The 18,550-nt window shown below is 68.9% G+C and carries 18 protein-coding genes; 11 read left to right on the top strand and 7 right to left on the bottom strand.

Annotation, left to right across the window (positions count from 1 at the left end; translation table 11 throughout):
- The first annotated feature begins 18 nt into the window (after positions 1-18).
- Together GTW51_RS01290 and GTW51_RS01295 are read left to right on the top strand one after the other, a co-directional pair.
- Positions 19-1,155 (top strand): molybdopterin-binding protein, encoded by a 1,137-nt coding sequence (locus GTW51_RS01290; RefSeq protein ID WP_163042067.1) that lies wholly within the window; start codon positions 19-21, stop codon positions 1,153-1,155.
- Positions 1,152-3,116: a molybdopterin biosynthesis protein gene (locus tag GTW51_RS01295; RefSeq protein ID WP_163042068.1), complete on the top strand. Its 1,965-nt coding sequence runs from the start codon at positions 1,152-1,154 to the stop codon at positions 3,114-3,116. Before GTW51_RS01290 ends, GTW51_RS01295 begins: the two co-directional genes overlap by 4 nt.
- Before the next feature lie 2 nt (positions 3,117-3,118).
- Here the strand turns inward: GTW51_RS01295 and mobA are convergent, their stop codons facing one another.
- Both mobA and GTW51_RS01305 read right to left on the bottom strand, forming a co-directional pair.
- Positions 3,119-3,751 carry a molybdenum cofactor guanylyltransferase MobA gene (gene mobA, locus GTW51_RS01300; RefSeq protein ID WP_163042069.1) on the bottom strand — a complete coding sequence of 211 codons (633 nt, stop codon included), beginning with the start codon at positions 3,749-3,751 and terminating at the stop codon, positions 3,119-3,121.
- Positions 3,748-4,632 carry a formate dehydrogenase accessory sulfurtransferase FdhD gene (locus GTW51_RS01305; protein ID WP_163042070.1) on the bottom strand — a complete coding sequence of 295 codons (885 nt, stop codon included), beginning with the start codon at positions 4,630-4,632 and terminating at the stop codon, positions 3,748-3,750. The genes mobA and GTW51_RS01305 overlap by 4 nt, the downstream gene beginning before the upstream one ends.
- Positions 4,633-4,728: 96 nt before the next feature.
- Here GTW51_RS01305 and GTW51_RS01310 point away from each other — a divergent pair, with 96 nt between their 5' ends.
- Both GTW51_RS01310 and GTW51_RS01315 read left to right on the top strand, forming a co-directional pair.
- Positions 4,729-5,985, top strand: coding sequence for a molybdopterin molybdotransferase MoeA (locus GTW51_RS01310; protein ID WP_163042071.1), 1,257 nt, complete (start codon positions 4,729-4,731; stop codon positions 5,983-5,985).
- Between the two features lie 64 nt (positions 5,986-6,049).
- Positions 6,050-6,286 (top strand): sulfurtransferase TusA family protein, encoded by a 237-nt coding sequence (locus GTW51_RS01315; RefSeq protein ID WP_163042072.1) that lies wholly within the window; start codon positions 6,050-6,052, stop codon positions 6,284-6,286.
- 38 nt (positions 6,287-6,324) lie between these two features.
- Here GTW51_RS01315 and GTW51_RS01320 read toward each other — a convergent pair whose 3' ends face one another.
- From GTW51_RS01320 to GTW51_RS01335, 4 genes are read right to left on the bottom strand one after another with little or no spacing between them, the layout of a single operon-like run.
- Positions 6,325-6,777, bottom strand: coding sequence for a DUF3305 domain-containing protein (locus GTW51_RS01320; protein ID WP_246232475.1), 453 nt, complete (start codon positions 6,775-6,777; stop codon positions 6,325-6,327).
- Positions 6,777-7,790 (bottom strand): DUF6352 family protein, encoded by a 1,014-nt coding sequence (locus GTW51_RS01325; RefSeq protein WP_163042073.1) that lies wholly within the window; start codon positions 7,788-7,790, stop codon positions 6,777-6,779. The genes GTW51_RS01320 and GTW51_RS01325 overlap by 1 nt, the downstream gene beginning before the upstream one ends.
- The gene (locus GTW51_RS01330; protein ID WP_163042074.1) at positions 7,787-8,326 is read right to left on the bottom strand and encodes a DUF6505 family protein; all 540 of its coding nucleotides are present in this window, start codon (positions 8,324-8,326) and stop codon (positions 7,787-7,789) included. The genes GTW51_RS01325 and GTW51_RS01330 overlap by 4 nt, the downstream gene beginning before the upstream one ends.
- The gene (locus GTW51_RS01335; protein WP_246232478.1) at positions 8,317-9,009 is read right to left on the bottom strand and encodes a biotin/lipoate--protein ligase family protein; all 693 of its coding nucleotides are present in this window, start codon (positions 9,007-9,009) and stop codon (positions 8,317-8,319) included. Before GTW51_RS01335 ends, GTW51_RS01330 begins: the two co-directional genes overlap by 10 nt.
- Before the next feature lie 87 nt (positions 9,010-9,096).
- Here GTW51_RS01335 and GTW51_RS01340 point away from each other — a divergent pair, with 87 nt between their 5' ends.
- Entirely contained in the window at positions 9,097-10,833 is a 1,737-nt protein-coding gene (locus GTW51_RS01340) for a 4Fe-4S dicluster domain-containing protein (RefSeq protein WP_343033859.1), read from the top strand.
- Positions 10,834-10,860: 27 nt separating this feature from the next.
- Here GTW51_RS01340 and GTW51_RS01345 read toward each other — a convergent pair whose 3' ends face one another.
- Positions 10,861-12,132 (bottom strand): c-type cytochrome, encoded by a 1,272-nt coding sequence (locus tag GTW51_RS01345; protein ID WP_163042077.1) that lies wholly within the window; start codon positions 12,130-12,132, stop codon positions 10,861-10,863.
- A 96-nt stretch (positions 12,133-12,228) separates the two neighbouring features.
- On the opposite strand from GTW51_RS01345, the gene GTW51_RS01350 reads away from it, so the two are divergent.
- The 6 genes from GTW51_RS01350 (at position 12,229) to GTW51_RS01375 (ending at position 18,548) form a co-directional block, all read left to right on the top strand.
- Positions 12,229-12,864 carry a DUF3306 domain-containing protein gene (locus tag GTW51_RS01350; protein ID WP_163042078.1) on the top strand — a complete coding sequence of 212 codons (636 nt, stop codon included), beginning with the start codon at positions 12,229-12,231 and terminating at the stop codon, positions 12,862-12,864.
- 116 nt (positions 12,865-12,980) lie between these two features.
- Positions 12,981-13,622, top strand: coding sequence for a TorD/DmsD family molecular chaperone (locus tag GTW51_RS01355; RefSeq protein ID WP_246232480.1), 642 nt, complete (start codon positions 12,981-12,983; stop codon positions 13,620-13,622).
- Between the two features lie 52 nt (positions 13,623-13,674).
- Positions 13,675-13,902: a formate dehydrogenase gene (locus tag GTW51_RS01360; protein WP_163042079.1), complete on the top strand. Its 228-nt coding sequence runs from the start codon at positions 13,675-13,677 to the stop codon at positions 13,900-13,902.
- 7 nt (positions 13,903-13,909) lie between these two features.
- Positions 13,910-16,849 (top strand): formate dehydrogenase subunit alpha, encoded by a 2,940-nt coding sequence (locus GTW51_RS01365; RefSeq protein ID WP_163042080.1) that lies wholly within the window; start codon positions 13,910-13,912, stop codon positions 16,847-16,849.
- A 15-nt stretch (positions 16,850-16,864) separates the two neighbouring features.
- Positions 16,865-17,461 carry a formate dehydrogenase FDH3 subunit beta gene (gene fdh3B / locus GTW51_RS01370; protein ID WP_163042081.1) on the top strand — a complete coding sequence of 199 codons (597 nt, stop codon included), beginning with the start codon at positions 16,865-16,867 and terminating at the stop codon, positions 17,459-17,461.
- Between the two features lie 7 nt (positions 17,462-17,468).
- Positions 17,469-18,548 carry a formate dehydrogenase subunit gamma gene (locus GTW51_RS01375; RefSeq protein WP_163042082.1) on the top strand — a complete coding sequence of 360 codons (1,080 nt, stop codon included), beginning with the start codon at positions 17,469-17,471 and terminating at the stop codon, positions 18,546-18,548.
- The last annotated feature ends 2 nt before the right edge of the window (positions 18,549-18,550 follow it).

Here is an 18,550-nt window from a genome sequence, read left to right on the forward strand (position 1 = left end):
CCCGGCCCATCATGGGCGATGATGGTCATACCGACTCCTGCCCTTGAACTGAGCCGCGTCGAGGCGGCGCTGGCCCTTCTGACCGAAGGGCTGCAGCCGATCGCGGCAACAAGCCTGAAGCTGTCCGAAGCGCTCGGCTGGGTGGCGGCGGAGGCCGCGCCGCTGGCCGCCCCGCTGCCGGCCGCCGACACGGCGACGATCGACGGCTTCGCCTTCGCGGCCGCCGATCTTCTCGGCGCCTCGCCCTATTCGCCGGTTGTGCCGGCGGGCCCGCTGCATTGGGTCGAAGCGGGCGATCCGCTGCCGGCGGGCTGCGACTGCGTGGTCGAGGCTGGGCTCGTCGATCGCACCGGACCGCTGGTCGAGATCGGCGGCGAGGTGGTTTCCGGTCACGGCGTCGCCCGTCGCGGCGAGGATCTGCCGGCGGGCTTCCTGCCGGTCGCTGCGGGGCGCCCCATCAGTGCCGTGGACATCCTCGTCGCCCGGCAGGCCGGCCTGACGGATCTGCCCGTCCGCCGGCCGAAACTGCATCTTCTGAACGTCGGCGGCGACACCGGCAGTGCCGTTTCCGCCGACCTCGTCGCAGCCAGCGCCCGTGCTGCGGGCGCCCAGATCGCGGCGAGGACCGCCGTTGCCCGTGACATCGCCGCCATCGGCAGCGCCATCGAGGCAGCGACCGGCGATATCATCGTGCTGGTCGGCGGCACCGGCGCCGGCAATGGCGACGTCACCGCCGAGGCGCTGGCGGCAAGCGGCATCCTGCTGGCGCACGGCATCGCGCTTGCGCCCGGCACCACCACGGCGGTCGGCCGGCTCGGGCCGGTGCCCGTCATCGCCCTGCCCGGCGCGCCCGACCAGGCGCTGGCAGCGTTCTGGACCTTCGCCCTACCGGTCATCGACCGCCTCTCCGGCCGCATCTGCCCGCCTGGGCGCGTCCTGCCGCTCGCCCGCAAGATCGCCTCCGCCGTCGGCGTGACCGAGCTGGTCCTGCTGAAAGCGGCGAACGAGGCCTGGCTGCCGCTGGCGACCGGGCGCTTTCCGCTCCACCGGCTGGCCGAGGCCGACGCATGGCTCGCCGTGCCGGGCGACAGCGAAGGCTATGCGGCGGGAACGCCGGTGGCGGCCTTGCCGGTTTCTGCTACGAGCATCGCATGACGCATTCTCCATTGCCGCCAGCGGCAGCCGCCCGCGGCGAAAGCCACGAGCAGGAACAGTTCCTGGCCATCCTCTCGCGAGAGGAGGCCTTGGCCCGCTTCGAGGCTGCGCTGTTTCCGCGACGGGGCACGACCCAGCTGCGGCCGCTCGCGTCGGCGCTCGGCGCGGCGCTGGCAGAGGACATCGTCGCGCCGATCGACGTACCGCCCTTCGACCGCGCCAATGTCGACGGCTTCGCAGTGCGCTCCGCCGACCTTGCCAGCGCCGGCGAGTCGCTGCCCGCGACGTTGAGCCTCAACGACGAGACCATCGCCTGCGGCACCCAGCCGCTTCTGCCCGTCCGGCCGGGCACAGCGACGCCGATCGCCACTGGAGGGCCCGTCCCGCGCGGCGCCGACGCGATCGTCATGGTCGAGCACACCCAGCCGTCCGACGAGGCGGACGGGATCGAGATTCGCCGTGCCGCCAATCCCGGCCAGTTCGTCTCCTATGCCGGCTCGGACATCGCCCGCGGCGAAATGCTGCTGCGGGCCGGCACGCTCATCGGCTCGCGCGAGATCGGCATGCTGGCCGCCTGCGGCATCGCCGCCGTGCCGGTCGCGCGCCGCCCCCGCGTCGCGATCCTCTCCACCGGCGACGAACTCGTGCCGCCCGGCGAGACACTCCGGCCTGCGGCGATCTACGACGTCAACGGCGCGATCGTCGCCGCCGCGGTCGCCGAGAATGGCGGCGAGCCGGACTTCCTCGGCGCCTTCCCGGACGAGGAAGTGGCGCTGGAGACGGCGATGCGCGATGCGCTGGCCTCCCACGACATGCTAATTCTGTCCGGCGGCACCTCGAAGGGCGCCGGCGACGTCAGCCACCGCATCGTGCCCCGGCTCGGCTCACCCGGCATCCTCGCCCACGGCGTCGCGCTGAAGCCGGGCAAGCCGCTCTGCCTCGCCGTCTGCGACGGCAAGCCGGTGGTCATCCTGCCGGGCTTCCCGACCTCGGCGATGTTCACCTTCCACGACATGATCGCGCCGGTGCTGCGCCGCATGGCCGGCCTGCCGCCGCGGGCGGAGCATTCGGTCGAGGCGACGGTGCCGGTGCGGATCGGCTCGGAGCTCGGGCGCACCGAGTTCGTCATGGCCTCGCTGGTCGAGGGCGCCGATGGACTGGTCGCTTATCCGACCGGCAAGGGCTCCGGCGCCATCACCTCCTTCGCCCAGGCCGACGGCTTCCTGCGCATCGAGGCGCTGGCCGATCATCTGCCGGCCGGCTCGCGGGCGAAGGTCACGCTGTTCACCCCGGAACTCCGGGTCCCCGACCTCGTGCTGATCGGTAGCCATTGCGTCGGCCTCGACCGGGTCGTGGCGCCGCTGGCCGCCAAGGGTCTGCTGGTCCGCACGCTGGCGGTCGGCAGCCTCGGTGGCCTCGCCGCCGCACGGCGCGGCGAATGCGATCTCGCGCCGATCCACCTGTTCGACGAAAAGACCGGCACCTACAACGAACCGTTCCTGGCGCCGGGGCTGGAACTGGTCCGCGGCTGGCGGCGCATGCAGGGCATCGTCCATCGGCCAGGCGACCGGCGGTTTGAGGACCGTTCGGCCGAGGAGGCCGTCGCCGCCGCACTCGCCGACCCCGACTGCCTGATGGTCAACCGCAACCAGGGGGCGGGAACACGGATCCTGATCGACAGATTGCTCGGCGCCGCGCGTCCCGACGGCTATTTCAACCAGCCGAAGTCGCACAACGCCGTCGCCGCAGCGGTGGCACAGAGGCGTGCCGACTGGGGCATCGCCATCGCGCCCGTCGCCGAAGCTGCCGGCCTGGCGTTCATTCCGCTGATCGAGGAACATTACGACTTCGCTCTGGTCACCGCGCGCCGGGAGCGGCCAGGCGTCATCGCCTTCCTCGAGGCGCTGGCGTCGCCGGAGAGCGCCGCAGCGCTTCGGGAGGCCGGTTTCGCGAAAGCCTGAACTCAGCCCGGCAGGCTGGCCGCCAGTCGCTCTGCCTCGGCGAGATCCTCGACCGTGTTGGCGTTGAAGAACGGATCGACCGGATCGACCGGCCAGGACACGGCGGCGACACCATGCCGGGCAGTCCAGCGGTCGACGCGGCGCAGGCCCTCCTCGACCAGCGCCTGCCGCAGATCCTGCCGCAGCCCGACTTGCCAGAGCCCGACCACCGGATGCGCCTGGTCGCCCGATGTGGCGACGGCGAGCGGCACGTCGGCCGCGATGCGCGCTTCATGGAGACGCGCAACGAGGTCGCGCGGCAGGAACGGGCAGTCGCCCGGCGCGCTCGCCACCCATTCGACGTCCGGCCGGTGTTCCGCGGCCCAGTCCAGCGCCGCGAGGATTCCTGCCAGCGGGCCGGGATGGTCCTCGACCGTGTCGGCGATCACCGGCAGGCCCCAGGCGGCGAAGCGCGCCGGATCACCGTTCGCGTTCAGCACCAGCCCCTCGCACTGTGGCGCGATGCGTTCGATGACGTGGTCGAGGATCGGCCGCCCGGCGACCGTCCGCATCGGCTTGTCGCCGCCGCCCATCCGACGGGCGAGACCGCCGGCGAGGATGACCCCGAGCGTTGCGGGGTAATCGGCGCTCGTCAAGGCCGATAGCCCTTGCGGTCGGCCAGCGGCGCCTCCGGCGTCGCCTCGATGTCGAGGTCGAAGACAATCCGCTCCTGGCCGGCGACGGCGACGAAGCGCTTGCCGCGGGCCCGCCCGACCAGCGTCAGCCCGGCCTTCTGCGCCAGTTCCACGCCCCAGGCGGTGAAGCCGGAGCGCGAGACGAGCACGGGAATGCCCATCCGCACCGTCTTGATGACCATCTCCGAGGTCAGCCGGCCGGTCGTGTACATGATCTTGTCGGCCGGATCGACGTCGTTGCGGAACATCCAGCCGGCGATCTTGTCGACAGCGTTGTGGCGGCCGACGTCCTCCATGTAGCAGAGCGGCTGGTCGCCGCGGCACAGCACGCAGCCATGGATCGATCCGGCCGCTAGGTAGATCGACGGCGTCGTGTTGATCGTCCGGGTCAGATGGTAGAGCCAGGAGGTCCGCAGCTCCGCCTGCGGCAGCACCACCCCTTCCATCGATTCCATGAGGTCGCCGAAGGCCGTGCCCTGGGCGCAGCCGGAGGTCAGCGTGCGCTTGCGCAGCTTCTGCTCGTAATTCGTGCCCGCCTCGGTCCGCACCACGACGACCTGCAGGTCGTCGTCATAGTCGACGCCGGTCACGACGTCGCCCGGCTTGAGCATGTTCTGGTTGAGCAGATAGCCGAGCGCCAGATATTCAGGATAGTCGTTGATCGTCATCATCGTGACGATCTCCTGGGCGTTGAGATAGAGCGTCAGCGTCCGCTCCACCGGCACCCTAATGTCGACGGTAACGCCATTATGGTCGACACCCGTGACGGCTTGCGTCAGAAGCGGCAGGTCCGGGTCCGGCAGGACGAGGGGCGCATCGGGTCGGATCGTTGTGTGCTGCATGGCCCTTACCTAGATGCCGGCAGGCCGTCCCGCAATCGGCGGGTGGCGCCAGAGGCCTCGAACGCCGATCACATCAGGAAGACGACCGAAGGAGCCATGGCGCAACTTTCCGACGACTGCTTCGCCTTTGGCGGACCGATGCGAACCGTCGACGAGACGGTCGCCCTCATCGCCGCGCGCCTGCCGGCGGTCGAAGGTTGCGAGACCGTGCCGCTGGATACGGCCGACGGGCGGGTCCTGGCGCAGGACCTCACCGCGCCCTTCCCGCTGCCGCCCTTCACCAACTCGGCCGTCGACGGCTACGCCCTGGCCGGCGCCGACCTGCCGGGTGATGGTGACACCACCTACACCGTCGCCGAGCGCCTGCAGGCCGGCATGGCGTCGGAGCGGCGGCTCGCCGGCGGCGAAACGGTGCGGATCTTCACCGGCGCGCCGATGCCGGCGGGCGCCGACACCGTCTTCATGCAGGAGGACGTGCGGGTCGCTGCCGACGGGCGCGTCATCTTCCCGGCGGGCCTGAAGCGCGGCGCCAATGTCCGCCCGGCGGGCGAGGACGTCGCGACCGGGACGGTGGTCCTGTCGGCCGGCCAGATCCTGCGGCCGCAGGACGTGGCAATGGCCGCAGCGCTCGGCTTCACCGAGATCGGCGTGCGTCGGCGGGTCCGCGTCGCAGTGTTCTCCACCGGCAACGAGATCGTCGGGCCGGGCGCGCCGCGCGGGCCGGCGCAGCTCTTCGATTCCAACCGCTTCATGCTGGGCGCGATGCTGCGCCGCCTCGGCTGCGCCGTCACCGATCTCGGCATCCTCGCCGACGACCGCGAGCGCATCGCCGGCGTCCTGCGCGATGCCGCCGCCGGCCACGACCTCATCCTTACCTCCGGCGGCGTCTCCACCGGCGAGGCCGACCATGTGAAAGCCAGCGTCGAGAGCGTCGGCACGCTGGTGTTCTGGCGCGTCGCGATCAAGCCGGGCCGGCCGGTGGCGATGGGCGTGATCGACGGCACCGCCTTCATCGGCCTGCCTGGCAACCCCGTAGCCGGCTTCGTCACCTTCGCGCGCATTGCCCGTCCGGCGATCCATGCGCTGGCCGGGGCAAGTACGCCGGCGCTGGTGGCGACGCCTTTGCGCGCAGCGTTCTCGTATCGCAAGAAGGCGGGCCGGCGCGAATACGTCCGCGTCACCATCCGCCGGGCGGATGACGGCGCTGCCGAAGCCGTCAAGTTTCCGCGCGAGGGCGCCGGGCTCCTCTCCTCGCTGGTCGAGACGGACGGGCTGGCCGAATTGCGGGAGGACTGCCTCGGCGTCGCGCCCGGCGACACCGTCGACTTCCTGCCCTATGCGAGCCTGCTGTGAGTGGCCTGGTGATACCAGCCTCGCGGTTGACCGCGCCCGGCGGCTCGGCCATCGTCGCCGGCACATGACCACCACCATACTCGACCTGTCGGGCCTCAAATGCCCGCTGCCCGCGCTCAAGACCCGCAAGGCGCTGGGCGCCCTTCAACCCGGCGACCGGCTGGAGGTCCGCTGCACCGATCCGCTGGCGTTGCTCGATATCCCGCATCTCGTCAGCGAGATGGCGCACCGGCTGGAGAGCACCGAGCGCGACGGCGAGCGCAGCGTCTTCGTAATCGAGAAGCTGGCGAAGCCGGCCTGAAAAAGCCGCCGCGGACCGGCTCCAAACCAAACCGATCGTCAGTCGCGCCGGCGCTTGAAGAATTTGCGCTCGACATGGTTGACCCGCACGAACTCGGCGAGGCTTTCGGCGATTTCCGGCGGCATCGGCGCGACCTCTACGAGCTGGTCGCCGATCTCCGTCATCGATTCGCCCTCGGCCGGATCGGCGGTGACGGCGACCAGCCGGATCCCCGGCGCCTCCGTTAAAAGCGCCAGCGTCACCCAGAGCCCGGCCTGCCCGGAGCTCAGATTGTCGCGGTAATTGGCCGTCTCGACGCGGTGGAACTCGACCTCGGTCGAGCCGGCATAGATCAGCGCGACCTCGCCCTCTTGCCCGAGCACCTGGCCGTCGGGGGTGCCCGGCGCCTCGGGCACGATCGCGGCGATGCGCCAGGCATGTTCGGCCCATGGGCTCGAGGACGGCCGGCGCTCGACGACGACACCGACACGGAAGGCGGGGGTATCGGCCATCAGCTGGTCTCCGCCGGGCCGCGCAGCGGCAAACCGGCAACAAGGTTCTGCGGCTTCATCCGCACCATGCCGTCCGGCGTCGTCGACAGGAACAGCCAGACGGGCCGGTCGCCGATCGACGGAAACGCCTCGGCCGGGTCCTTGAAGCGCAGCGCGAACAGGCCGATGATCCGCTCCAGGTCGGCATCCCGCGTCGCCTCGCCGCGCCAGAGCTGGTTGCCGACCCGCATCGAATCGACGTCGAGCCCGACGAACCAGGCCCAGTCGGTTTCCTCCGCCTTCGCCACCGGCTCGACGCTCACGGCAACGCCCAGGAGATGGCGCACCCAGATCTCGATGGCCCTTGCGAGGCCGGCGCGCGAAGCGAGCCCGCCGCCGAAGCTGAGCACCAGGTCGAACGCCTCGTTGCGGTGGCCGTAGGAGGCTTCGTTCTCGGCGTCGAGAATGTCGAGTTCGGTGATCGCCGGACCGCTGAACATCACCAGCAGCGGCGCGGTGTTGCGGCGGCTCTCCTCCTGCAACTCCACGACTTCGGCGTCCGCGAGCAGCAGCGCACCCTCGTGGACGCTGCTGCGCTGCGGCCGGAAGAACAGCTCCGCCGAACGCAGGACGAATGCGTCGGAGCATCCCTCCAGCGCGTTGCGCAGGATCACCTGCGTCAGCTGGTTGATGAAGAGCGGCGGCGTGCCGCTCATCCCGCCCCGCACCAGATCGAGATAGGCCGCTTCCAGCGTCGGGTGCGCCAGCAGCCGGTCGCGGAAAGCCAGCATCACGTCCCAGTTCTCGCGCGCATCCGCGTCCGCCAGCGCGGCGATCTCGTCGGCCGCCACCGGCCGCTTCGGATCGGCCAACAGCTTCGCGTGCAGCGACCTTTCGGCATCGCAGGCATCCTCCGGGGGCATCAGTTCCGGCCGGGCGAAATACGCCTTCAGGAACGCGTCGGTCGGGACCAGCCAGCCGTCCTCGTGGCGGTCGAGCAGATGATGGCCCGACGAAACCCAGAAATCGCTCATGCCTTGTCCTGCCGGAGTGCGAGAAGGTCGACATGCTCGACATAGTCGGCCTCGTCCACCTCCACGATGTCGAAGGCCCGGCTGTGTTCGACCAGGCCCTCGCGCTTTTGCAGCGTACGGAAGCGCTCGCGGATGCCCTCCTCCTCCATCGACCGCTGCACGGCGAGGACCGTATTGACCGGATGGTCGCAGAGCGAGGCTGCGAAGGCGATCTCCTCGGCCGCGGCGGCGCGGGCGGTCGCCATGTCGGGCGCCCCGAGGCGGTCGACGAGTTGCGCCGCAAGCCCGGAGAGCGCCGCCTCGCGGTCTGCCTCGCTGGCGTCCGTCACCACCACGAGCGTCGACCAGGCGAAGCTCGAAATCCCCAGGAAGCCCGAGCGGAAGGCCTGGCGTTCCTGGCCGCCCAGCGCGGAAATCTCATCGTTGAAGAAGCAGAACGATCCCGACACCGCCCATTCGCCGGGCTCGGCGGCGCGGGCGAAGACGAACGTGTCCGACGGGTCGAGGCGGATGGTGCGCGGCAGCTTCAAAGCCATGGTTCCCCCGTCTCCGGATCGAGCCAGGCGGGAATGCGCAGCGCCTCGGCCAGCCGGTCCTCGTCAAGCAGGACGGCAGTCCCGTCCTCGGCGCGTTGCAGCCAGCGTTTCTGCACCGTCTCGAAACCTTCCGCGTTCCACTCGTTCATCTCCCGCAGGAAATACCGCGAGAACCCCTCGATCAGCACCGAGGGGCTGAGTTCCTCGAATCCCTGTTCGTCGAGGCCGCCCAGCAACGGCCGGAACCCCGGCTCGCCGGCGCGCATGACGATCATCCGCACGCTGCAGCCGAGCACCAGCCAGTCCGGCACGGCGTCTTCCGCCGCATCGGACGGCCAGGCGAGGCGCAGGCCGCCGACCAGCGCGCCATCGACGCGCAGGCCGCCCGGCCAGTCGAACCCGATTGGCTGCTGCGGTGGCGCATGGATGGCGAGGGCGTCGGCGAGGGCATTGCCCGCCGCATAGACGACGCGCCGTGCCGTGGCCAGCGTCTCTTCCGGCTCGAGCACCAGGGCGAATTCGGCCATGTGGAATCGCCGTGCCCAGACCAGCGTGCCGGCCCCGTCCGAGGCGGCGATCGACTGGGCGTGGGCGTAGGCATCTCCCGCCTCGCGAAGCGTCACCAGCTGGAACGGCGGCGGCAGGCTGAGCGCGGCATTGTAGGATTGGGACATGAAATCCATATGAAATTATCGACTTGCGCCAGATTATAATCGTTCTAGTCTAGCGGCAACGCGCAGTTCCACCGCGCCATGGAGACTCTCCGAACCGTGACCATTACCGAAGCGGACGTCATTCCGCGAGACATAGCCCGTTCGGCCCTTTCCGCCCTGACCCTTCCCGAACCGCCGCTGCTGTCGCTGCACAGCGACGGCGTGGTGCTGATCTACGGGCGCGACATGAGGGCGATCGAGGCAGGGCAGCGCCTGGCGGAGACTCTCGACGTCACCGTGCTGCTGTCCGACACCACCACCATCACGATCCCGGCACCGCTGCCCTTTCCGGTCGCCCGCGGGTGCGTCGCTTCCGCGACAGGGCATTTCGGTGCCTACGAGGTCGTCGTCGACGGCTTCGCGCCGCCGCGGCCGGCGGCCGATGGTGGCGTCGCCTTCGGCGTGCTGCGCGACGGCGCGGTATCGCGCTGCGACCTGATCCTCGACCTGTCGGGCGAGGCGCCGCTGTTTCCGGCGCATGAAGCACGCGACGGCTATCTCAAGGCCGATCCTCTCGTGGCCGAGGCGGTTTCGGCGAAGATCGCCGAAGCGGGCGAACTGGTCGGCGAGTTCGACAAGCCGGTCTACGTCGCCTACCGCAAGGAACTCTGCGCCCATTCGCGCTCCGGCATCACCGGCTGCACGCGCTGCCTCGATGCCTGCGCGATGGAGGCGATCACGCCGGCCGGCGACCACGTCACGATCGACGCCCATGTCTGCGCCGGCTGCGGCAATTGCGCCGCCGTCTGCCCGACGGGCGCTGCCACCTATACCCTGCCGACGGTCGACGTGCAGCTCGACCGCCTGCGCACGCTCCTGCTCGAATACCGAGCGGCCGGCGGCCGCGATGCCGTGGTGCTGTTCCATGATGGCTATGTCGGTGGCCCGCTGATCGAGGCGATCGGCGATGCGTTGGCGCCCAATGTCCTTCCCTTCCCGGTCAACGAGATCAAGCAGATCGGCCTGGAGAGCCTCGCCGCCGCGCTGGCCTATGGCGCTTCTGCAGTACGGATCCTGGCAAGGCGCGAGCCTCGCAACGGCATCGTGACGCTGGGCGCCACCGTGGCGCTGGCTGCCGACGCGGCCAAGGCGCTGGGCTACGGCGACGGCGCCTGCGGCATCGTCCACGCCGACGAGCCCGCCGAAGTGCTCTTCGGCTTGGCACAGCAGCCGCTCGGCACGCCCAGCCCCGAGCCCGCGAGCTTCAAGCCGGTCGGCACCAAGCGCGGCCTGCTCGAGCTCAGCCTCGGCATGCTGCACCAGGTGGCGCCGGCACCGGTCCCGGTCGTCGCGCTGCCAGCGGGCGCACCCTTCGGCGCCGTCGATGTCGACGTCGATGGCTGCACCCTCTGCCATTCCTGCGTCACCGCCTGCCCCACCGGCGCGCTGTCGGCGGGCGAGGATCGGCCGATGCTGCGCTTCCTCGAAAGCGCCTGCGTCCAGTGCGGCCTCTGCGAGGCGACCTGCCCCGAGGACGTGATCACCCTGCGGCCGCAGCTCGACTTCGCCGCCTGGGCATCGCCCCGCAAGACGCTGAAGGAAGAAGAGCCGTTCTGCTGCATCAACTGCGCCAAGCCGTTCGGCACGAAGAGCACGATCGAGCGGGTCATCGCCAAGCTGGAAGGCTCGCACTGGATGTTCTCCGGCGAGAACGCCCGCCGGCTGGACGCCATCCGCATGTGCGAGGATTGCCGCGTCGAGGCGGTGCTCAACGAGGGCATCGACCCCTATGCTGGCGCGCAGCGCCCCAGGACCCGCACCGCGGACGACTACAAGACCGATCCAGTTCAATGAGATGCGTGATCGCGCTGACTTGATCTCTCAGCGGGTCGCCCGCTCCAGAAACTCGACCAGCGCGTCCCGGTCGGCGGCGCGGTTGATCGTCTGCTCGGGCATCTTGGTGCCCGGCGTATAGGCATGCGGGCCGATCTCGAAGAGCCGCGCCACGGTCTCCGGCGTCCACACGATGTCGTGGCCGGAGAACGCATCGGAGTAGTCGTAGTCCGGCAGCGACGCGATCGGCCGGCCCATGATTCTGTGCAGCGTCGGCCCCGCCCGTACCCCCTCGCCGGGCTGCAGCGTGTGGCAGGCGACGCAGGCACGGTAGACGCCGGCGCCCGGATCGCCGGCGTATTCCGCCAACGGATCGACGGGGCTGCCCGCCAGGCCGGAATCGAGGCTGGCGCCGGTCGCGACGTTCCACCGCCTGATGACGCTGTCATTGCCGCCGGTCAGGAGCTCGTCGGTGCCCGGCACGAAGGCGAGCGACCAGACCGGCAGGCCGGGGCCGACCAGTGTCCGCTCCGGTGCGAGGTCAGCCGCCGCGAGGATCGCGATGGCGCCGCGCAGGCCCGCGGCGGCGATACGCTGTCCGTCGCTGGCGACGGCGATCACCGGGGTCGGCGAGATCTCGGCCTCTGCCCTTATCGTTCCGTCTTCCCCCACCAGACGCAGTCGTCCGTCGGCGCCGCCGATGGCCAGGAGTTCGCTACCGGGCACCACGGCCAGCGCATTGAGCGGCGTCGGGAAGGTCTCGACCTGAGCCGCGCCGTTCTCGGGCCAAATCCGCAAGGTCGCGTCGTAGCCGATCGTCACAATCTCGCCGGATGCGAGGAACGCCACGCCATTGACGTTGCCGGTGTGTCCTTCGAGGATTTTCGGCGGCGACTCGCTGGCCAGCGGCCAGATCCGCGCCGTACCGTCCCAGGCCGCCGAGCCGAGGCGCTGACCGTCCGCCGACAGCGTCAGGGAGACGATCGGGCCTTCATGGCCTTCGAGGATGCGAGATGGCTTTGCGGCTCCTATTGCCCATATGGCGATACGTCCGTCTTCGCCGCCGGTAACCGCTCGTCCATCCGGCAGCAGGATCGCCGCATTCACCGAGCCGTCATGGAAGCGCAGGACCTGCTCGGTCGAACTCGTCCCCAGCGACCAGCTTATCGCCGTCGAATCGAAGCTGCCCGAGACCACCGATGCGCCGTCGGCGCCGACCGCGAGCGCGCGGACTGGCCCGCCATGACCCCGAAGCTCCGCGGCATGGACGCCGGGGATCGCGAGGAACACGGCAAGTGCCAGAGACAGCAGGCGGATCATCGGCGGGCCTCGAATACGGGATCAGCTGGAGGAAGCCGCGGCGAAGGAGGGGACGCCACGCTTGCAATGTGCCGGTATCGCGCAAACATGGCATCCATGAGCAATGAATTCTTCGCGCGCTGGTCGCGCCGCAAGCTGGAAGAGGCATCCCCGAAGACGGGCGAGGCTGCTGTCCCCCCGCCGGAGGCCGAGGATTCGACGGCCCCTGTCGCGGCCGAGGCCGACGCACCCGTCGAGCCGATCACCGAGGAAGAACTTGCGGCGCTCCCCGAGCCGGATGCGGTGACCGACTGGTCGGAGATCGCCGGCTTCCTGCGCCAGGGCGTTCCGCTCGCCTTGCGCAACCGCGCCATGCGGCGGATCTGGAGCCTCGATCCGTCGATCCGCGATTATGTCGGCGACGCCCGCGACTATGCCTGGGACTGGAACGTACCGGGCGGCATGCCGGTTTCGGGGCCACTTTCGGCGACCACCGATGTCGGCAAGATGGTCCGCGGCCTCTATGAGCCGGCTCCGGAAACACCAATGCGTGAACCCGAAGCGATCGCCGAGCGGGAAGAATTGATCGGGCCCGAGCCTGATCGCGGCACGGGAGCGGCGCCAGATACGCTCACCGAGCCCGTGACTCCCGCATCACCAACCGAGACGACGGACGCTTGCGATACGCCGGACTCCAGCGATGAATTGTCGCTGCCCCGGGTGACGCGCCACGGTGGCGCCCTGCCAACCTGAAAATCAGCGCGAACCTGTTTGGAATGACTACAAAAAGGGCTTGGCGCACATGCTTTAGGCCTTTAGGATCGTTCCATGATCGAATGCGTCGGCTGCAGGCACTTCCAGGTGCTGACATGACGGAGTTACATCGCGGTGTCGCGGCAGCAATGCTCGGCCCTGGCAGCGCCGAGGCGCTCGAAAGCCAGCAGTCCTTCGACCTTTTCCGCGCCCATCACTACGCTTTGCTGGCAACGCTGCTGGCCCGGGCGCCCACCGAGTCGACATTGCAAATCCTTGCCGGTCTCCAGGGTGACTCCAGCGCGCTCGGGCGCGCCCATGCCGCTCTGGCGGAAGCAGCGCGCACCGCCAGGCCCGCAGCGCTGGAACGCGAGTATTTCAACCTGTTCATCGGCGTCGGCCGCGGCGAGATCGTCCCTTACGAATCCTTCTATCTGACCGGGTTCCTGCAGGAGAAGCCGCTGGCCCGGCTCCGCCAGGACTTGGCTGTCCTCGGCGTCGAGCGCTCGCCTGACCTGATCGAACTCGAGGACCATATCGCCGTGCTCTGCGAGATCATGGCCGGCCTGCTTGGCGGCTCCTTCGAAGCACCGGAAGGCGCCGAGTCGCAGTTCTTCAATGCACACTTCAAGCCTTGGGCGCCGCGTTTCTTCGACGACCTCGGCTCGGCCGCGGCAGCCGATTTCTACAAGCATGTGGCCGTTCTTGGCCGGACATTCATGACGATCGAATCCGAGGCCCTGGCCCTCGCGGCCTGATGGCCGAAGAACGCATGATCCGGCCCGCGCGCCGGATTTCGGGAGAGAAACGATGACGACACAGAAGCGCGAGCCCATCGATCGCCGGACGTTCCTGCGCAGCGCCACGGGCGCCGCCGGCCTGGCCGCGACCGCTGCGGTCATGACCCCGGCGATGGTGACCGATGCCGAGGCCTACGACCCCGGCGAGGACGAGACGCGGACCAAATACCAGCCGGACAGTGCCGACGTGCAGGCTTTCTACCGCACGAACGGCTACGAAACCCTCGACAGGAAGTGAGGCGGCCATGCTGACCAAGCGCAAAGACGGCCAGCCCGGCCGCGCAGTTCCCTCGGCAATCGCGGCTCGTTCGCCCGGCGTCGACCGCCGGACGTTCCTGAAGCATTCGGGTATCGCCGTCGGCGGGCTCGCGGCCTTCGGCTCGATGATGCCCGGTGCGGTCCGCAAGGCGGATGCCGCGATTCCGGCACCGATGCCCGGCGTCGAGATCACCATCAAGAAGAACATCTGCACCCATTGCTCGGTCGGCTGCACGGTCACCGCGGAAGTGCAGAACGGCGTCTGGACCGGGCAGGAGCCCAGCTGGTCGAGCCCGATCAACCGCGGCACGCATTGCGCCAAGGGCGCGGCGATCCGCGAGATCGTCTTCGGTGACCGGAGACTGAAATATCCGCTCAAGCTCGTCGACGGCGAGTGGCAGCGACTGTCCTGGGAGCAGGCGATCGCCGAGATCAGCGACAAGATGGTCGAGATCCGCGAACAGTCCGGCGCCGATTCGATGTACATGCTCGGCTCGGCGAAGTTCACCAACGAGGGTGCCTACCTCTTCCGCAAGTTCGGTGCCTTCTGGGGCACGAACTCGGTCGACCACCAGGCCCGCATCTGCCACTCGACCACGGTGGCCGGCGTCGCCAACACCTGGGGCTACGGCGCCCAGACCAATTCCTACAACGACATCCGCAACGCCAAGACCATGATCATCATGGGCGGCAACCCCGCCGAGGCGCATCCGGTCGCCATGCAGCACGTGCTGGCCGGCAAGGAGCTCAACCGCGCAAACCTGATCGTCATCGATCCCCGCTTCACCCGCACCGCCGCGCACGGCACCGAGTACGTGCGGCTGCGTGCCGGCACCGACATCCCGGTGATCTGGGGCATTCTCTGGCACGTCTTCGAGAACGGCTGGGAAGACCAGGAATTCATCCGCACCCGCGTCTACGGCATGGACGAGGTCCGCAAGGAAGTCGCCAAGTGGACGCCGGAAGAGGTCGAGCGGGTCGCCGGCGTGTCCGGCGAGCAGCTCAAGCGCATCGCCTACCTCTTCAGCCACGAGAAGCCGTCGACGCTGATCTGGTGCATGGGCGCCACCCAGAAAACCGTCGGCACGGCCAATGTGCGGGCCTACTGCACCCTCTGCCTGGCGACGGGCAATGTCGGCAAGCCGGGCACCGGCGCCAACATCTTCCGCGGCCACACCAACGTGCAGGGCGCGACCGACCTCGGGCTCGATGTCACCTCGCTGCCGCTCTATTACGGCCTTACCGAAGGCGGCTGGAAGCACTGGTCGCGCGTCTGGGAAGTCGAATACGACTGGCTGCAGGGCCGCTTCGATGAGGTGCCGGCGAAGGGCGGGCGCAAGGCCCGTTCGCGCAAGGACAACATGGAGACCCCCGGCATCACCTCGACGCGGTGGTTCGACGGGGTGAACCTGCCCGAGGACGACATCGACCAGCGCTCGGCGCTGCGCGGCATGTTCATCATGGGCCACGGCGGCAACACGGTGACCCGCATGCCGGAGATGATGAAGGCGCTCGAGAAGCTCGAGCTGCTGGTCGTCGCCGACCCGCACGCGACGACCTTCGGCGCCATCAAGGGCCGGCGCAACGGCACTTACCTCTTGCCCATCGCCACGTCGCTGGAATGCGACGGCTCGCGCACGGCATCCAACCGCTCGCTGCAGTGGGGCGAGAAGATCGTCGAGCCGGCCTTCGAGGCGCGCAACGACTATGACGTCATCTACGATTTCGCGACCAGGCTCGGCTTCGGCGCCGACATGTTCAAGAACATCGGGGTCGAGGACGGCCACGTCGTCGCCGAGGACATCCTCCGCGAGATCAATCGTGGCGGCTTCTCCACCGGCTATTGCGGCCAGTCGCCGGAGCGCCTGAAGGCGCACATGCGCAACCAGGACAAGTTCGACCTCGTCACCCTGCGCGCGCCGGCCGACACGCCCGACGTCGGCGGCGAATATTACGGCCTGCCCTGGCCGTGCTGGGGAACGCCCGAGATGAAGCATCCGGGTTCGCCGATCCTCTACCGGACCGACGTGCCGGTCTGGGAAGGCGGCGGCACCTTCCGCGCCCGCTTCGGCGTCGAGCGGAACGGCGAGACGCTTCTGGCCGAGGATTCCTTCTCGGCAGGCTCGGAACTCACCGACGGCTATCCGGAGATCAACTACGGCATCCTGCGCAAGCTCGGGTGGGACACCGATCTGCGGCCGGAAGAGCGCGCGACGATCCTGCGGATCGGCGCGGACAAGCCGGATGCGGTCAGCTGGGCGACGGATCTGTCCGGCGGCATCCAGCGCGTCTGCATGGATCATGGCGTGATGCACTACGGCAACGGCAAGGCCCGCGTCGTCGCCTGGAACCTTCCTGACCCGGTGCCGATCCATCGCGAACCGATCTACACGTCGCGGCCGGATCTGGTCGCGAAGTACCCGACGCGTCCCGACGAGATGCAGTTCCGCATTCCGAATATCGGCATGTCGGTGCAGCAGTCGGCCGTCGACCGCAACGTCGCTCAGACATTTCCGATCATCCTCACCTCCGGCCGCCTGGTCGAGTACGAGGGCGGCGGCGAGGAAACCCGCTCCAACCGCTGGCTCGCCGAGCTGCAGCAGGAAATGTTCGTCGAGATCAATCCGGCGGACGCAGCCGCCCGCGGCGTCACCGACGGCCAGGTCGTCTGGGTCTCGGGAACCGAGAACGGCGCACGGACGCGGGTGAAGGCCCTCGTGACCGAGCGGGTCGGACCGGGCGTGGCGTTCATGCCCTTCCACTTCTCCGGCCACTACCAGGGCGAAGACTGGCGGCCGCATTATCCCGCCGGCGCCGACCCGATCGTGCTCGGCGAGTCGGTCAACGCCCTGACGACCTACGGCTTCGATCCGGTCACGGGCATGCAGGAAACCAAAGTTGTGCTCTGTCAGATCGCAGCGGCTTAAGGAGGCGACAAGACAATGGCACGGATGAAATTCCTCTGCGACGCGGACCGCTGCATCGAATGCAATGCCTGCGTGACGGCCTGCAAGAACGAGCACGACGTGCCGTGGGGCATCAACCGCCGGCGCGTGGTGACGCTCAATGACGGCAAGCCGGGCGAGCGCTCGGTGTCGATGGCCTGCATGCACTGCACCGACGCGCCCTGCGCGGCGGTGTGTCCGGTCGACTGCTTCTTCACCACCGCAGACGGTGTTGTCCTTCATTCGAAGGATCTGTGCATCGGCTGCGGCTACTGCTTCTACGCCTGCCCGTTCGGCGCACCGCAGTATCCGCAGGCCGGCAATTTCGGCTCGCGCGGCAAGATGGACAAGTGCACCTTCTGCGCCGGTGGCCCGGAAGCCGACAACTCGGAGATCGAGTACGCGAAATACGGCAAGAACCGTCTGGCCGAGGGCAAGCTGCCGATGTGCGCCGAGATGTGCTCGACCAAGTCGCTGCTGGCCGGCGACGGCGAGATCATCGCGACGATCTACAAGGAGCGCGTCGCCATGCGCGGCTACGGCACCGGTGCCTGGGGCTGGCAGACGGCCTATCGCGAAACGCTGGGGGCCTGAGACGGCGATGAAAATCATCCGCACCCTCGCCCTCGGGGCGACCCTCGCACTGGCGGCCTTCGCCACCTTGCCGGCGACGGCGCAGATCGAAGGCGGCAACACGCCGGCGCGCACCGAGTCCATCGACCCGCCGGGCGGCGCCCTGCCCGACGGCGTCGACCCGAGCGGTGCCGATCCGACGGCGGCCGCCCCGACCGAGCGTCAGCTCATGGACGCGCTGCAGGGCGGACGCATCGACGGCCGCGTTTCCATTCCCGACAGCAAGTCCGCCGTTCTCGAACAGCCGCAGGGACGTGAATACCGCTCGTTCCGCGAGGGCTGGCTGCCGTGGATCGCCGGGATTGCCATTCTTGGCATGCTTGGCGCCCTGGCGATCTTCTACTTCGTCCGCGGTCGGATCCTGACGGAACCGAGCGAACTCACCGGCCGCAAGATCCTGCGCTTCAGCTTCTTCGAGCGGTTCAACCACTGGATGACGGCCACTGCCTTCATCCTGCTCGCGCTGACCGGCCTTAACTACATCTTCGGCAAGCGGCTGCTCGCTCCCATCATGGGCCCGGACGCCTTCGCCTCGATGAGCCAGTGGGGCAAGTACATCCACGTGTACGTGTCCTGGGCGTTCATGCTCGGGGTGATCTTCATGATCGTCGTGTGGATCAAGGACAACATCCCGTCGAAGACCGACCTGCGCTGGATCAAGGAGTACGGTGGCTTCGTCGGCGACCATCATCCCCCTGCCCGCCGCTTCAACGCCGGGCAGAAGGGGGTCTTCTGGGCGGTGGCGCTCGGAGGCGTGGCGCTGTCGATCACCGGCCTGCTGATGCTGTTCCCGTTCTCGGCGCTGGACATCAACGGCATGCAAACGGCGCAATACATTCACGCCACCGTCGGGGTGCTGCTGGTGGCGGTGATGATCGCCCACATCTACATTGGCTCGCTCGGCATGAAGGGCGCCTACGACGCCATGGGCAGCGGCAAGGTTGATCTCGGCTGGGCCACGACCCACCACAGCCTGTGGGTCGAGGAAGAGCAGGCCAAGACGGCGAAGGGCGCACAGCTGCGCCCCGATGCGACGCCGGCGGAGTGACG

The sequence above is a fragment of the Aurantimonas aggregata genome (assembly GCF_010500835.1).
Lineage (GTDB): Bacteria > Pseudomonadota > Alphaproteobacteria > Rhizobiales > Rhizobiaceae > Aurantimonas > Aurantimonas aggregata.